At 50.6% G+C, this 16782-nt stretch carries 5 protein-coding genes; all 5 read right to left on the bottom strand.

The genetic code is table 11. The annotated features are described in order from the left end of the window. Nucleotides 1-13 precede the first annotated feature (13 nt). The 5 genes from HHL17_RS30545 to HHL17_RS30525 are packed head-to-tail and all read right to left on the bottom strand — an operon-like array spanning nucleotide 14 to nucleotide 16371. Nucleotides 14-8950, bottom strand: a complete 8937-nt coding sequence (locus HHL17_RS30545; RefSeq protein ID WP_169228607.1) for an Ig-like domain-containing protein — start codon at nucleotides 8948-8950, stop codon at nucleotides 14-16. Nucleotides 8951-8988: 38 nt separating this feature from the next. Further along, nucleotides 8989-10290: a DUF4302 domain-containing protein gene (locus tag HHL17_RS30540; RefSeq protein ID WP_169228606.1), complete on the bottom strand. Its 1302-nt coding sequence runs from the start codon at nucleotides 10288-10290 to the stop codon at nucleotides 8989-8991. A gap of 12 nt (nucleotides 10291-10302) precedes the next feature. After that, nucleotides 10303-11202, bottom strand: coding sequence for a zinc-binding metallopeptidase (locus HHL17_RS30535; RefSeq protein ID WP_169228605.1), 900 nt, complete (start codon nucleotides 11200-11202; stop codon nucleotides 10303-10305). 26 nt (nucleotides 11203-11228) lie between these two features. Continuing rightward, entirely contained in the window at nucleotides 11229-12716 is a 1488-nt protein-coding gene (locus tag HHL17_RS30530) for a RagB/SusD family nutrient uptake outer membrane protein (RefSeq protein WP_169228604.1), read from the bottom strand. Nucleotides 12717-12726: 10 nt separating this feature from the next. Next, entirely contained in the window at nucleotides 12727-16371 is a 3645-nt protein-coding gene (locus HHL17_RS30525; protein ID WP_169228603.1) for a SusC/RagA family TonB-linked outer membrane protein, read from the bottom strand. Nucleotides 16372-16782: the final 411 nt, after the last annotated feature.

Below are 16782 nucleotides of genomic sequence, written 5' to 3'. Positions count from 1 at the left end.
TTCCATTTTTTGGTTATCGGATCAGGTTGATCACACCTTTTTTCTCTACGCTGGAACCGTCTTTCAATACCAGGTGACATACATAGATGTACACACCGGAAGGCATCGTTTTGCCTTTGTAAGTACCGTCCCATCCGATATCCTGGCTATTGGACTCAAACACTTTTTCACCCCACTGATCGAATATGGCGATATGCACCTTGTTGATGATATAGCCATACACTTTCAGCATATCATTCTTACCGTCGTTGTTCGGTGTGAACGTGTTGGGGATGTAGATACCATCCGGCAGGGTTTTGCCTTCGGCCGGATCAGAGATTTTGTCTTCACAACCTTTCACCTTCACGAGGAGTTTCACGCTCTGGACAGGTTGCAGACCGGTGATGACATGCTCCAGCCCTTCTCTTCCGGATGATGGCTGTGTCCAGGTAAGACCGCCGTCGATGGATACTTCATAGCTGGTGGCATTGGGCACCTTATCCCATTTGAAGCGAATCATGTTTACGCCTACAGTGTCTACTCTCACCACCGGTTTAGTCAATAGCGGCAATACATGCACCACTGCTTTGGCGCGGGTAGCACCCGGGCAACCATGATTGATGGCTTCGAGGTAGTAGGTACCGCTGACACTCACGGCAGTGATCGTGTATACGTCACCGGTAAAGAGCAGGTTACCACCTGTTGGCGCATCGTACCAGTTGTACAGCACACCTGCTTCCGGATCTTTTACGGCCAGTGATACATCACTGCCGGTACACACGGTCATGGAATCTTTCACGATAGCAGCTACGCCCGGCGTATATACTTCCACTTCTTTCGTGGTATCCCCGATACATCCTTCTGCCGCTACTATGCTGAGTTTCACTTTGTAGATACCCGGAGATTTGAATTGTTTGGTAGTATCCTTCCGGTAACCGTAAGTGGCGTCACCGAAATTCCAGTTCCAGCTGCTGATACCCACATTATTGCTGGTAGTGGCGCTGCCCGTGAACTGGGCCACATCGCCCACACAGCCGGAGTATGCACTGGTGAAGTTCACCACCGGTGCTGGTATTACCTTCATGGAGAGGATCGCCTCGAAGCTGTTGTTACAGCTTTCTATGTCCGGATGAGAAATCAGGATTGGTATGTTATAAGTGCCTGGTGCAGAGAACACATATTCATCAGGCAGTACAAAACGATAGTAAGTACGATCGTTGGCCACCAGTGAATCTTTCGGCACCGGGTTGTTCTGTACGACGTCCACTGCGGGCGACAGGTGCTGCACAGCGCTCAGTTTCCAGGTGAGTGTGGTGGGTTTCACCGGTATCAGCATGGAGAAACGGAACGGCGTTTTCGCACAAGTGTACGTGTTGTTGCCACTGGACGGATTCAGCACGTTGCTGAAGGCTGGCAGGATATTGAGGTTCTTCACCAATGTTCCGGCGTTGTAACCGTAGCTTTCCACACTGCCCAAACCGTAGGTGATAGCGGTGAAGGCTGAGTCAGCGACAACATTACATTGTGCTGCAGCAGCATCCCACCTTTTCACCACTACCGTATAGCCGGGATGGTTAGGATGCGCATAAGTGTGGTCAAACAGGTTGCTGCCATCGATCTGTAAAGAACTCAATCCGCCTGTTGGTATGATGAGGGTAAGGTAGTTGGTGTTGATAGACTCAACGGTATTGCGGTACAAACCGACTTGTTTGATACCCTGTTCGAGCGGGCTGAGGTAGATCATTTCCGGATCACCGTCACCTCCTGTGTTATCACAGGCCCCGCTGGATGACATATACTGGGCAACCATCACCGGCTGATTTGCTTCGATATAATCTGCGGTGTTGCTTTCATATTGATAGAAGCGGTTGTTGATCAGGCCAGTCAATGCCACACCATTACGTTTTACGATGGTGGACTGGTCTTTTACCAGCACACGGTAAATGTTGGTCATAAAGCTGGTGGCATCATCATCGATGGAAGTAGGCGCCGTCAGGTATTTTTTACCCCATGCCTGTGACGGGAAGTTTTGCTGGATGAGGTTATCACCAGAAGAACCGGTGCTGCCGCCACATCCGATACCGGTACGGCTGCTACCGGAGAAGAAGGCTACCGGGAAGCACTTACCGTCGCTATTTACGATGGAGCGGACATGGCTGCCGGACACGTCGTATCCTTCAGAGCCAGTTGTCAGAGCGCCTAATACCTGGTACACTTCCCCTTTGTTCAGGGTTACGGTAAACGTCTGGTTGGCAGGTCTGCCGGCCAGTGTAGGCACGCTGGGCGTGATTTCCACGGTGGTATTGTCATAATCCGCCACCACATAGAACCAGGAATAGGTATCCGTAGAATAATACTGTCTGGAGGTCAGCGCGTAGTAGTCGTAACCATAAGTACCTACGGGCAACAGCATGGTGGCACCGGAAGAGGCACTGCCATAGATGTGTGCATAGGCTACAATGGGCACATCACTTTCGATGCTGATACCTCTGTCGGACCAGCCTTCTTCCAGCAGACGGGCATCGTTCATACCGCCTTTAGGCAGTGTTTCCGTCGTGATGGTTTTATTGGCCGGTATGTGATATGTGCGAACCCATGAGGTGCCATTTACGCGGACCGTCACATTGGAAGAGTCTTTCGCGTTCAGGTACAGCACCATTTGCTGGGTGTTATCGCCGGTGAAGAACTGGTGATGGCCGTAACCTACCCAGAAGCGGGTGCCTCTGTTGGAGCTGTCTGCGGGTTGCAGCTGCTGCGGTGCGGCGGTGCCACCATTCAGGCCGGTGAACTTATCGAAATAATGCAGGGTACTGTCAGTGATCACATTGGTGATGTCATCTACCTTGCTCAGCGAATCGGTCTTCCACTTATCCGTGCTGTCGGTCATCGCCAACCGGATATCTTTCTGGCGTTTGATATAACCCTGCCAAGGATCAAGATAGAACTGTTGAATATTGAAGTCGTACACGCCGCTGGCCGGTGTAACGTCCACGTCTGTATAGAAATACATGAAGTCCGTTCCCGCTGCGATATTCGGCGGTTTCACGCCGGAATAACGGCGTACGGTCATGTTAGACGGCAATGTGGCATTGTTCCAGGTGATCTTCGTCACGGTGTCGGTACCAAACATGAACGTTTGGGTAACACCTGCTGCCGGAGCTGCCGGGAAGGCTGGTAATGCCGGCGGCACGGAGGTAGGCAGGAATTCATAAGCGCCCATGTCCGGTACGCCTGCCTGCAATGTCACCGGCCTTGGATTACCGTCGATGTCTTTATCGTTACCAGGCACCTGTACACCACGGCCATGGATGGCCCATACTTCCGGATCAGTCAGTGCCGGATGTAGGTCGGCCGGACCTGTAAATGCCGGTTTGTACACGATTGAATTGGCATCCAGACCGCTACCAGTGCGATAAGCAGCCAGCGTGGCGTAGGAAGCAATCGGTGTATTTTGTCTTACCAATACAGAACCGGTAGTGTACAACGTATTGTAATCGCTGTTCAGGAAGTTCGGATTGGCGACGTACATAGGACGTCCTGCATCGGAAGCGAAAATGTTGTTCCTTACTTTCACTGGTGAAGCAGAGGAAGACGAATGCGCGAAATAACCCGCATAGTTGTTCACACTGCTGGTGGAAGTATTCAGGATACTGTTATTGAGATAATTAAGGTTTTTACCGTACTCACTGTAAAGACCATACGAATTGGTGGCAGTAGTATGTATGCTCACCACGTTGTTATTCACACTGATCATGTTGGAAGACGTCAGGGTGATACCTCTCAGCTCACCGGTATTGGCCGTGCGGGCGAAGATTTCGTTGCCGGTCACGAAGCCCGGAGCCGCTGCAGTCGGTTCACAATAACTGAGGTAAATCGCATATCCTTTGGAAGTGGTACTGTTAATATTGATTTTATTTCGACCAATAGTAATCGCGCTATCACAATCATCGGCATAAATGCCATATGTAGTGGATGCCAGCGCACCATTCAGGTTGATAGTGTTTTTACGCGCTGTCAATCTGTTTACATACTCAGCATAGATACCATAGTTGTAAGACCGCGTAATAGTATTACTGTCGATGGTGACGCCCGGGGACATACCGTCGCCGTAGGTATTCATCCAGTACACGCCGTTACCGCCTTCGGTGATGGCGTTACCGGTGATCACGTTACCCACACCGGTACAGCTGCTGGCGTATACACCCGCACTGTTGGTTCCGGTGGAAGTAGTTACCGGCAGCGTGATGGCGCAAAGCTGCAAGCTGTCATAAGATGCTTTCTTCGCAAATTCCACGGCCCGTGCGTAAGTAGTACCAGTCGGTTTGAAGGTGATTTTCTGCCAGGTCACATAACTCACACTGTCGAGTTTCAACACATAATTCAGTGCGGACGTGCCGGCATAAGTGATGGTCACATCTGCCGCATTGCCGGAAGCACTGCTGAAAGTCACTCTGTTCACGGCGGAAGCACCGGGGACATTACGCATGGTCAGCTGTTCGGTATAAGTGCCATTGGCAGCGAGGAACAACACCGGTCCTGCGATACCGCATTCCAGTTTGGACACAACAGCTGCAAATGACTGGAAGTTGGTGGTGCTGGTAGGTTGTGCCGGGTTGATGGTGTAAGTACCTGCCAGCAATGGATCATTGAGGTTCACCATTACCGGTGTGGAATACACGGTATCGCGGTTGCTGCACACCACGGCGCAGCGGAAATATTTCTCCGCACCAGCGATGGTGTTGTAAACACTCACGTACTGGGTATCGCTCACATATTTCCACGGACCAGCAGCTGTAGCGGACACCTGCCATTGGTAGGTCTGATGACCGCCTTTGCTGTTACCCACGAGGTCCAGCTTGATGGCGGTACCCATACAGATCGGCGTGGTAGGATCTACCGTTGCATTACCTGCTACCGGCGGTGAGGTACATTCAGGGATGCTGATTTCATAAGCACCTATGTCCGGTGTAGTAGTACTGCGGGCCGCACCCAGGATGTCGATGGTAACACCTACCGGGCGACCGCTGTTATCCAGCGGAGAAATTACCGGTGCGAAATTACCAATAGAAGGATCGGCAAATACCGGCTGAATGGCGAGGGAGTTACTATCCAGTTTGGCTCCGGCGCGCCAGTCGGCCAGGGTAATGTAGTTGGTGCCGTTATTACCGGTGTAGGCGGTATTACGGCTGCTTTTTACGAAGATGTCGTTATAGTTGGATTTGAATTCCGCAGCAGCGGCAATGGATATACCGGTCCTGTTACCGCCGCCATTACGGCTGATATCGAGGATATTATCCAGGAATTCCACGCCAGCCACAGTGCTGGACTGATAGATACCGGTGGCTTCCGCGCTGCCGGTATTAGCGGCATCGTTCAATACAACAGTATTGTGGTAATACAGCACAAAGTCGCTGCTGTAGTTATAGAAACCACGCTGTGTACCACTTCCACGGATATCATAAATCACGTTGTTGATCACTTTCGCCGGATTAGTAACGATAGCATCAGCACTGCTGAACTCAATACCATAGAAGGAGTTAGTGGTGGTGGTGGCAGCATTGAAGAGGCCATGGATACGGTTACCACTGATAACGGTACCATCACCTTTGCTGTTCACACTGATGCCATAGTTGGAATAAGACACGCTGCTGCGTGCTGTCCGGAAGATATCGTTATGGTCTACTACAGTATTTTCTGCATTAGACAGGTATACGCCATAGGAATAGAACTCACTGATAGCGTTACTGTCGATACGGTTGCCGACAGGAGAACCTGGTGTTGCGCCATAAACGATCACACCATAGTACCCACCGTTGATGTTATTGCCACGCACCAGGTTGTTATCACAAAGGTTGTTGGAACCGCTGCTGGTGCTGGCGTCAGCGCCGTTGATCACAACACCGGCCATACTGGAACTGGTGGAGGTATTGTCGGTAAGGATACGGCTATGCGTGATCTTATTGTTATCCGCATTGGCCAGCAGGTGTACGCCATAACCGTTGGTACCGCCGCGTGCATCTATCACGAGGCTATCGAAGGTAACGTAGTCAGCGCCACGAAGTTTGATCACCGCTCTTTCATTGTCGTCGTTTGGTGCAAACTTGATCGTGTTGCCGTTACCGTTAAAGGTAATGGTATTGGTGGCAGACATGCCGGCGATGGAATCCAGTATCAGTTGTTCGGCATAAGGACCGGAAGCAGCTACTACATTGAATACTACCGGACCGGCGATACCACATTCCATGGCTGCTTTGGCAGCATTAAAGCTGACAAAGTTAGTCGCGCTGGACGGCGCGCCTTTATTGATGGTATAGGTTCCACCCGGGAAGGCCGGGTTTACAGACAACAATACCGGGTTACTGTAGGCCGTATTACCGGTACAGGTCACCGCTACGCGATAATACAGGGTAGCCGTGGCTGTTACCACAGTATCCGGATTGGTCATCGGGTTGCCAATATTGGTATATGGACCAGCAGCTGTAGTAGCTGTTTGCCATTGGTAAGTTTGTCCCAGGCCGATGCTGTTATTGATCAGGCTGAGTGACACTTTACGGTTGATACATACCGGTGTAGTGCTCACCGTAGCGTCGCCTGGTGTAGGCGGCGTCGTACACGGACCGGGCGTAAATTCATAGGCGCCAATGTCTGGTGTAGTGGTACTACGGGTATTGCTGTTAATATCGACGAGGATACCGGCAGGCAGCCCTTTGTTGTCTATAGAAGCACTGGTAGGCTGATAGTTGCCGGAGGCAACACCGGCAAACAGCGGGTTGGATGACAACGAAGCGGTGTCCTGTTGGGAAGCCGTCTGCCAGTCGAGCAAGGTGCTGCGGTTGGCGGTATAATAGCCTGTAAAGCTGGTACCGCCCTGTGCGGCCATGTAGTACAGGTTATTGTTGGCATGGATGGTACCGGTAGTGGTATTGAAATACACGGCGTATTTGCTGCCGCCGCCACCGCGTGTCACCGAGATGAGGTTATTGATAAACTCAATACCATCGGCTTTGGAGGTTTGATAGAAACCGCGCGCTATATACGTAGTGGCGCTGGTAGAAGTCCCGTCCAGTGCAACCGTATTATGGAAATACCAAACGTTGTCTGAACTGGAGTTATAAATACCGTAGACATCGCCTTTACCGGTAAAGTTATAGATCAGGTTGTTGGACACCACGTTCTCCAGTTGAGACAGCGCGTCAGTACTGGAGAAATAAATCCCGTAACTGGTGCTCACGTTGGCAGGCGCACCACCAAAGGGATTGCTGATGCGGTTACGGGTGATGTTGGCTTTGGTATTCAGGTTGGAGAAATTGATACCATAGAAGGTCGACACGTTAGCCCGCGTCGGCCTGCTGATGATATTATTCTCCACTAACGTGTTAAATGATCCGCTGGCATTTACCCCGGAGTTATAGAATTCAGTAATGGTGTTGTTGATGATCTTATTGCTCATATTCGCCATGGTACTGCTACCTGTGAGCACAACACCATAATAGCCACCCACAATTTTGTTGGAGGAGAAAGTGTTGTTATCACATTTTGCATCACCGGAGCTAGTAGGTGAAGTATAGGAGCTGCTGATCACGATACCCGCGTAGCTGGTACTGCTGGTAGACGTAGAGTCCACCAGTATGGTGGAGTTGCTGATGGTATTAAAATCCGCGTCGTTGGTCAGGAAAACGCCGTAGCCATAACCGGAAGCGCCGCTGCCCATTGCTTTGATCACCAGGTTTTTAAAGGTGAAATAGTCGGCATCATCCAGTTGAATAACGCCCCTGTTGGCAGAAGTTGCATTAAATCTCAGCGTATCACCGTTACCGTTAAACGTGATGGTATTGGTAGCTGACGCGCCGGGCACGGGTTTCAGCAGGAGCTGTTCCGTATAGGGGCCGCTGTTAGCCACCACATTGAACACCACGGGGCCGTTGATACCGCATTTGAGATAGTTATAGGCATCGTTGAAGGAGGCAAAGTTGGTGCCTGATGTTGGCAATGCTTTATTGATGGTGAATGTACCAGACACCAATGTAGGCGATGTAACGCTGACGGCGGTGGAGGTAGCGCTCTGTGTGCTGGCAGTACAAGTGACGATACAGCGGTACCAGGTAGTAGCGGTCTGTGTGGTCGTCAGCATACTTTTGTCTGCACCGTTGATGTTGGTCCAGGTAACATTATCAGCAGACTGCTGCCATTGATAGGTCAGTCCGGAAGCCACGGTGGCGCCATTGAGGCGAAGATCGAAAGTACCGTTGAGACATACGGTGCTCATACTGGACACAGCAGTGCCGGCGGTAGGTGTACCGGTGCAGGCAGTGGCGGGTATCCAGGAGAAGGTGACGTTCGGACGGGTGGTCATGGTACCGGTGTTATCGGTTTCGATGGTCCCGCAGAGGTTATTTTCGTTATCGGCGCGATAAGTATGTGAGCCGTTAAACGCCAAACCGGTTGTGAAGGCCACTTCCGGGTTGTGGGAATAGAAGGTGCCTGGATCGGTGACTAGTGCGCCGCTACATACTTCCACTACAATGTTGTCTGTTCCGTTCCAGAAAAAGTTACTGCCGAAAGGGAAGTTGTTGACACCATTGAGGATGGTATAGTCTGCCGGTGTGCGCACCACGGTAGTACCGGGTACCCAGCTGGTTTCATCGAGGGTGCTCACAGTAGTAGTGCCGATGCTGATACCATATTGTTCGATCACATCGGCATTGTTCAGGTTTTTAACAACGAACTTAAGACCGGTAATAAATCCAGGGCCCATACCGGCAGCGGTGAGCTCTGCTGCGGTAAACAGGTACTGTGCCCTGTTGCCCTCATAGTAGTCCTGTAACGGACAGGGATATCCGATATCACTGTTCCCGGTAGTACCGGTACCGATGCTGATATCAGTCTGCGCCAGCAGACGGCTACCCAGCATCAGTAGCATACCTGCCACGAGGATGGTTTTGTGAATAAATGAAAGCGTATAATTTCTCATATAGAAAACATTTGCTGGTTTTCAGATGGGGTTAAACCTTATCTTGGGAGTATCCAGGTAATCCAGGACTTACCATCTTTGGCGCTTACCATATCGTAGGTGTAGGCGCTGGTCTGTACAAGGAAAAAACCTGTCTGGTCTGCCATCAGCGCACGGGTACGCAACAACGGCGTAACGTCCGGAGGCAGGTCGCCAAACAACCTGGTATCATGAAAGATGGCCCGGCCGTCACTGGTGAAAGTGGGCGCAGTATGTATCACGCCATACATCAGCGTCGGCTGGCCTTCCTCCGGTACGATGATGCCAAAGGCATCGATGCCGGAACCGGGGCCGCCGGCCTCGGGCCAGAAGGTGGCCTCTAAAAAATCGGGCAGTGTCTTAAGGCCGTAAGCATCGTCTACGCCATTGACGTGGAACCCTTCTGCTGCAACCCAGTAACGGCGCAGACTAAGGGCTGCCTGGTACCAGCGCTTGGGCGCGGCGATATCCATCGCCAGCGGCTTAACGGTTTCGGATATACTGGCAGGCTGACCGTTGATCGTACCTTTTACTGCACCATCTTCAAACTTCACGTCGTCGAAGCTGCTGATGGTATTGGTACCGTCTGTAAAGGCCGGCGACAGCGCAATTCCTTTAGACGTATAGTAGTAACCGGTAGTAGCGGTTTTCACCTGTCCGCCAACTACCCACGTAAAGGTGATGCGGTGTGTCAGCGTGTTCACCTCTACATCGTAGCGGGTGTTGCCAACGGTTAGCCTGTGGAAATAGGTCAGTATTTTCCGTACACTGTCGATGTTACGGTTGATATGCTGCTGGTAATAATCGGCCTGCTCCTGCTGTGTGGCTTTTACCAATATGGCGCGGCTCCTGTTGAAGCGGCCGGTCAGCACCATTGTGTCGCCGGTCATGCCATTGATGGAAAACTCGAAGTCCGACCCCAGCCCTTTACCAAAGCCACCGCCATTCTGGCCCGCATCAGGGTCGCAGAGCACGTGCAGGTAAGAATAGGTATCAAACAACAGGCTGGGCTGCTGCAACGCTTTAAGCCGCCAGCTGCTTTCTTTGGCCGTAACAGTAGAAGACTGCTCAAAGTCGCTGTACATCCGTACACGGTTGGAATCGTTGAACCGGAAATAAAAGCTGTACACCGATTTGGGAGAACCGCCCGGGTATACCATGGCTTTCCAACCGTAAGGCGCGTGTGTCAGTATCTGCTGATATTGCTGTAATGTATCGTTGAGCCGCTCATCCGGCGACTTATCAAATACCGGGTCTGATTCTTTCTTGCAGGAATAGATACCTGCAAGGACCAGTAATAAATACAAAAGTTTCTTTCTCATACCCATAAACGATTAATACAATAGCTTGTTGATTTCTCTTCTGGTGCGGGATTGCAGGCTATAAAAATCTATATGCCATACAGTCTGGAAATAGCTGACCACCATCGCTTCTTTTCTGCGGAGCCTTGCCTTGGCTTCGGCCTGTGGTGTGCCATTGATGCTATATCCCGGAGGGATGCTGTTGACGATCTTGTCAAATCCGGCACGGCCTTCTACCAGCATGGTGGATATCATCTCCACAAAATCATCGTCATAACCAGACATGGCATAAGGTGTTACAAAGCCGTCCTGATAGGCTGATATATCATCGATATTGTTCCAGTTGGCGGTATACAGACCGGCGCATATCCGTTTGAATTCCACCGGATACATCACTGTCTGGTGGAGGATATGACCGAATTCATGTTCAATTACATGGAACATCTGCTTTACGTTGGCTGAGTCACCGGGTTTGTAATTGGGCATGTCGCGGGTCACGAAATCGTTGACGAGGTACAGCACCACTTTGCGGCCGCCTTCCGCGGTACCGAGGGTGATAGTGCCGTTCTCGTTCCAGCTGGCACTGCCGCTAAGGATAAAGTACTTGGGGCAGTAGCGGCGGAAGAACAGGTCCCCGGCTTCCGCGATGTAGGTGCTCATCCATACTTTTTTGATGGCGCTCATCACGGGGATGACTTTCTCCTCACGGGGAGGCACCAACGTTTTATTCAGTTCAAATTCGAACTGGTCCCATTTATATTTCACAGCGATGTTATAGGGCACGGTGAGCGTATCGAACAGCCACCGGTCCAGCGGGCCTTTCACCCAGGTATCGCCTCCCAGTCCGGGAATGTCGTCTACCTTGCCCAGGTCATCCTTCTTGCTGCAGGACATCAGCAACAGGAAGGATAAAGCGAGAAGAAAAAGTTTCATATGCAGCGATTTTGTTTGGTTGATATTTATCTTGGATTTAATGCGATGCCTGATGTAGTGGCGGATTGCGGGATCTGGAACACCCATCGGTTGTCTCCCGGTTTCAGCTCCAGTACGTCTCCTTCACGGGTGGTGTGCACCACGGTCATTTTATAGCGTTGCAGGTCAAACCAGCGCATACCTTCCTGCAAGTACTCTGCGCGCTTGAAATCAAGGACGGTGTGTATCAGGCCATCCTTTTCATTGCTGATACCGTAGAAATTCCTGATAGAAGTGGTAGTGATCGTATGTACAGACGGATCGTAGTTGCGGATACGCTTGCTGGCAAAGAGGTTGAGGTCTTTCAGTGCAGCGGCGGATTTACCTAACTGTGCATTAGCTTCCGCACGGTTGAACAACACTTCTTCGGTGGTGAATAAAGGCACCATCACATAAGGCTGGCCGATAGTGGCGTTCACAGAGGATTTCACGAAGTATTCCGTCAGCTTGGGCACAAAATAGTTCTGGGAGCCGGTGTAGTATATAGGGTAAGCCCAGCGTCCGCCGGTAACGTTATAGCCCAGGACCTGCACTTGCCTGGCATTATCCAGGTCATAGCGGTATTGCCCCACATTGCGGCCATAGAGCGATTGTGTTTCTACCAGCAGCAGGTTCGCATTTTCTTTAGCGTTGGCATAGATCTCGAAGAGCTGTTCGGGCGAAAGGCTGCTGTAAGTGGTATTCCAGCCGCGCATATTGTTGGCCACGTCGTTGTTGGCAAAAGCCTGATCAGCATACTGCACTACTTTTGCGTAGTCTTTTTTATAGAGATAGAAACGGGTAGCGAAAGCATAGGCAGCGCTGCGGTTGAAATGGTAACGCGGTACTTTATAGGCATCATCACTGATCAGCGGCAATCCTTCCAGCAAATCTTTCTCCACCATATCATACACATAGGACACTGTTTTGCGGTCGTATTGTTTGATCACCACCGTTTCAGGGACGGTCACATAAGGAATCCCCGGGTCATTGGCGGCTGTGGCCGCATCATACATCCGGGAGAAAATGTTCACCAGCATAAAGTGTGCGTAGGCACGGGCAATCAGCGCCTCTCCACGCTGGGTGGTATACGCTTTTTTGTCGACGGCCTTATCGCAGGCTTCCAGTGCCTGGTTGGCGGCCGCAATAGCTACGTAACAGGCTGTCCAGTAGGCTTCAGGAGAATCCTGCTCGATGGACTGTATGTCCCGGAAAAAGTAAGCGTCCTGGTTCGGGCGGCTGATAACGCCGGCTCCTTTGTCGGCCACATTATCCGTCATCGCTTCACACATCGCCACGTAAGACGACTGTGGATAAGCGGTGCCCAGCAGCTTAGATACCTTATCAGGTGTGCTCAGGTCTGTCCAGGTGCTGTCCGGCACCTGTTCCAGGTACTTACGGCAGCTGCCCAGTGTGAGCAGGCCTATTGTCAGTGCGGCTGTTACAAAAGGTCTTATAAAACGTGTAGTCGAAACAGTTATATATCTCAGTTCCATAGGTCCATTTTTAAATACCAACTTTTATTGACAGGGTGAATTGCTTCTGAATAGGCTGTGCCACGCCACCGGAGTTGAAGAATTCCGGGTCCTGGCCATGCAGCTTTTTATCGGCATAGATGAGCCATGGGTTGATAGCGGCGCCGCTCACAGACATACTGTTGAAGCCTACACGCCGGATCAGGGAAACGGGCAGCTGATAGGTCAGTGATACGGTTTTCAACCGGATAAAATCGCCTTTGGCCACCCGTTCAGTGGAATAGTTGTAGTTGTTATACGGATAAGCACCGCGGATCAGCGTCTGCTCATAGGCATCAAGAATGGATGGTACACGGGTGGTGTTCTCATCTCCCGGCATTACCCAACGGTCATAAAACTCTTTGGGCATGGCATCCAGATCGGAATAGGCGGTTTTAAAAGCCGGATACAACCGGATTTTATTACCCCACTGATAGGTAAAGAAGACATTAAGTGAAAGGGCTTTATAACGGAAAGTATTGGAGAACCCGCCAGTCACCGGAGGATCTACCGCGCCTTCATATACCAGCTGCGCCGTTTTAAGGTCCTGCAGGTTCACATCGGGGCTTACAACACCATCCTGGTTGATGAAGGAGGGCATGCCTGTTTTCGGAGAAAGGCCTTTGTATTGTAAGGAAAACAGGCTATGCACCGGATATCCTTCTTTGTTGCCGCCCTCTGCTACCACCAGATCAAAAATGGCCGGAATGTTTTTGGCATTGGTGATCTTGTTGGTATTGTAACCGAAAGTGATATTGGATTTCCAACCCCAGTCCTTTTTACGCACCACATCCCCTCCGATCAGCAATTCCACTCCTTTGGAAGTCATGTCGGCATAGTTGGCCGCTTTATACATTTCGCCACCTATGCCGGATGTTTTGATGATACTGATAAGGTCGAAGCTCTTGCGCGTATAGAGATCAAGGGAAACGTTAAGCCTGTTGTTGAAGAATCCCGCATCCAATCCGAGGTTGGTCGTATAGAGCTTTTCCCAGGTAAGATCATCATTTTGCAGATGCGCGAGACTGATCACTGATTCCACTTCATTGAGGTGCGGCCTGCGGGTGTTGATGGTCTGGAAAACGATGTTGGAATTGGTAGCTGGGCCCATGCTGGCGGTAAGGCCGTAGCTGGCACGCAGCGTGAGGTAGTTGAGCCAACCTACTTTCTGCAGGAAAGGCTCCTGTTCCATGTTCCACGAACCTGCCACGCTCCAGGTAGGCAGCCAGCGGGCTTTGCGGGACTGTCCCAGCCTGTTGGAGCCGTCATAACGACCGGTAGCGGTGAGGTTGTACTTGTTGTTGTAAGCATAGGTGCCGGACGCATAAAAAGCCGCAAAGCGGTCATAGTCGCGGCCCATGCTGTAATATGGGAAATTGGACTCAATGGTTTGTTTCAGGATACGGTAATCCACAAACGGAGTTCCGCCGTTTTCATATTGGTAGCCGTAGCCGGTGTTGGACGCACTCTGGCGGTCGGCATACTTAACCTGCTGCCCTACCAATAGGTTAACGTTGTGCTTTTGTGCAAACGTATCTGTATAGGTAAGGCCATTGCGGAAGTCGAAGTTCATGAGCTGATCTTCGGTACGGTTGTAGAAACCGCCGGCCGGCAGCACAATAACAGGCTGTGCATCCGGATCATCAGGATTACGGTAGAGGAACTTGTTGTTCCGCGCGATAGTAGCGTTTCCGGCGGCGCGATAAGCGTTGGCCATGTTCGCGTTTTCTGTGATCTGATGTTCGCGGGAAGATTTCACATAACGGATAGCGCCGGTGAATTCATACCGGATGTTGCGGGTGAGCTTCCAACCGAGGTCGCCCTGCAGGCGCAGGTCCATCATGTTCAGGTTGAGGGAGTTATTGCGCAGCTCATTGATGATATTGAATGGCGCAAAATTTCTCCGGAAATACTCAAGGTTACCGTTCTGATCATACGCTGTGAGGGTACGGCTGGTATTGAGTGAGTAGCTGAAGGGATTGATGTCAAAATCGCGGTCATATTGCCCTTCTACCGGATTACTGCTACGGGTAAGTGCTCCCGGTGCTTTTTGCTGCCGCACCGATGCCAAAGCGGAGAAACCGGCGCTAAGCCGGTCAGAGAATTTATAGGTATTACGGTAATTGAGGGTGTAGCGGTTTACTTTATCGGCCAGTGTCCAGCCGTTATCACTATAGAAGCTGGTAGAGAAATAGGATTGCGATTTGTCAGTACCGGAAGAGATACTGAGGGAGTGTTCCTGCACGAAGTTGTTGCGGAACAACAGGCCGAACCAATCAGTGTTGGCATTGGCATAACGCAGCAGGAAAGCTTTCATGGCCACAGGATCGTTCTGCACGGGGAAGTTGCCATTGCCATCTGCATCCAGCGACTCATACAGTTTACCGAAAACACCGATATCACCACGGGAAAGGATATCCGAAGTAAGGATACCTTTACGTTCCAACTCCGCCAGCACAGACATTTGCTGGCCGGAGTTCATGATATTAAAATTGTTGTAGTTCGGTTTCAGTTGCGTGCTGAAGTTGCCGCTGTAAGCGATAACGGGTTTGCCTGCACGGCCTTTCTTCGTAGTGATCACCACTACCCCGTTCATGGCGCGGGCGCCATACAAAGCAGTAGCAGCCGCATCTTTGAGGATATCGAAACTTTCGATATCGTTGGCGTTGAGGCCTGCCACCGCAGAGCCCAGCAAGGTGGTAGGGTCTCCGCTGGACAGCTGATCGTTGGAGATATTCACCACATCTTCCAGTACCACACCATCTACGACCCAGAGCGGTTTGTTATCGCCGTTGATAGATGTAGCGCCACGTACCCTTACTTTCGGTGCAGTGCCAAAAGTACTGGACACGTTCTGTATGGCCACACCAGCCACGCGCCCTTCCAGCATGCGGCTTACGTCTGTCACGCCGTCCATCTTCACATCATCGCCTTTGAGGCGGGTGGCGGCGCCGGAGAATTTACTTTTATCGATGCTCTGAAAGCCTGTCACCACCACTTCCTGCAGGCGTGTCGGTTTTTCTTTCATCATGATGGTGATGCTACCGTTTTTAAATTCGCTGGAGTGTACTTCTTCCATTTTGTAGCCGGTGAAGTTGAACACCAGTATGGCATCGCCGGGCACCCTTTGAATTTCAAACTCGCCTTTAGTATTGGTGGTGGCGCCTCTGGAAGATCCTTTCACCAGCACAGTTACGCCTGGCAACGGTTCTTTCTTTTCAGAAATAACGATGCCTTTCACGTCGGTAAACCGTGGTGTTACCTGGCGTGGTGTGCTGACGGTGGTGAGGGATGTCAGTTTCTTTGAAGCGTCGCGCCTGATCACGATACGATCGTAGATCACGCTGTAGGACAGGGCGTAGGGTGTTAATATTTTATGCAGCAGATCGCCTACTTTTTCATTGTGGGCAGATATACTGACTTTGTTGGCATTCAGTACCTCGTTGCCTACGTATACAAAGGATACTTCCGCGAGGTTACTGATTTTCTCCAATGCATCTTTGAGCACAACGTCGTGCAGGTGGAGGGTAATCTTTTTGTCGAGTGCATCCTGAAGGTCCACAGCGCCCGCCTGCAGGTGGAATAGCGACAGGAAGAGCGTCAGACAACAAATGTAATATCGGGTTTTACTATGCATATTGAATAAATGTTTGTTCATTCCGGGTAATAGGAATCCTGATCCGGTTTCGCTGGAAAACCGGGCAATAAAGGGCCTTCTGCTGTGCAGTGTTATTTTTTAGTGTCTATATGACAATTATTAACCTGAAGAGAAAGAGACAGTATGATCCATAATCGCAATTTAGTTTGGTTGTGAAATGAAAAAATATCGGGAATGTATTGGCAATAGGAGCCCTGTTGAGAGAATACAAGCGTATTCAATCAATGGCAGATAACCGGGGATGAGAACCATTTCCAGGCTAAAAGTTACACAGGATAGCTTACCAGCAATACAACTTTTATTTCTCTAAAATAAGTCAGGTCAATAGCTACAAAACAAGTTTTCCATCTTGCATATTGATTTTGGTTAACGGTATTTTCTTCTTTAATC

This window comes from Chitinophaga fulva (genome assembly GCF_012927205.1).
GTDB classification, from domain to species: domain Bacteria; phylum Bacteroidota; class Bacteroidia; order Chitinophagales; family Chitinophagaceae; genus Chitinophaga; species Chitinophaga fulva.
Note: the sequence above shows the minus strand (reverse complement) of the source record. Positions and strands in the feature narration are given on the sequence as shown.

Excerpts from the sequence above, each read along its gene's own strand:
- HHL17_RS30545 (WP_169228607.1), bottom strand. The coding sequence starts at position 8,950 with ATGAGAAATTATACGCTTTCATTTATTCACAAAACCATCCTCGTGGCA.
- HHL17_RS30540 (WP_169228606.1), bottom strand. The coding sequence starts at position 10,290 with ATGAGAAAGAAACTTTTGTATTTATTACTGGTCCTTGCAGGTATCTAT.
- HHL17_RS30535 (WP_169228605.1), bottom strand. The coding sequence starts at position 11,202 with ATGAAACTTTTTCTTCTCGCTTTATCCTTCCTGTTGCTGATGTCCTGC.
- HHL17_RS30530 (WP_169228604.1), bottom strand. The coding sequence starts at position 12,716 with ATGGAACTGAGATATATAACTGTTTCGACTACACGTTTTATAAGACCT.
- HHL17_RS30525 (WP_169228603.1), bottom strand. The coding sequence starts at position 16,371 with ATGCATAGTAAAACCCGATATTACATTTGTTGTCTGACGCTCTTCCTG.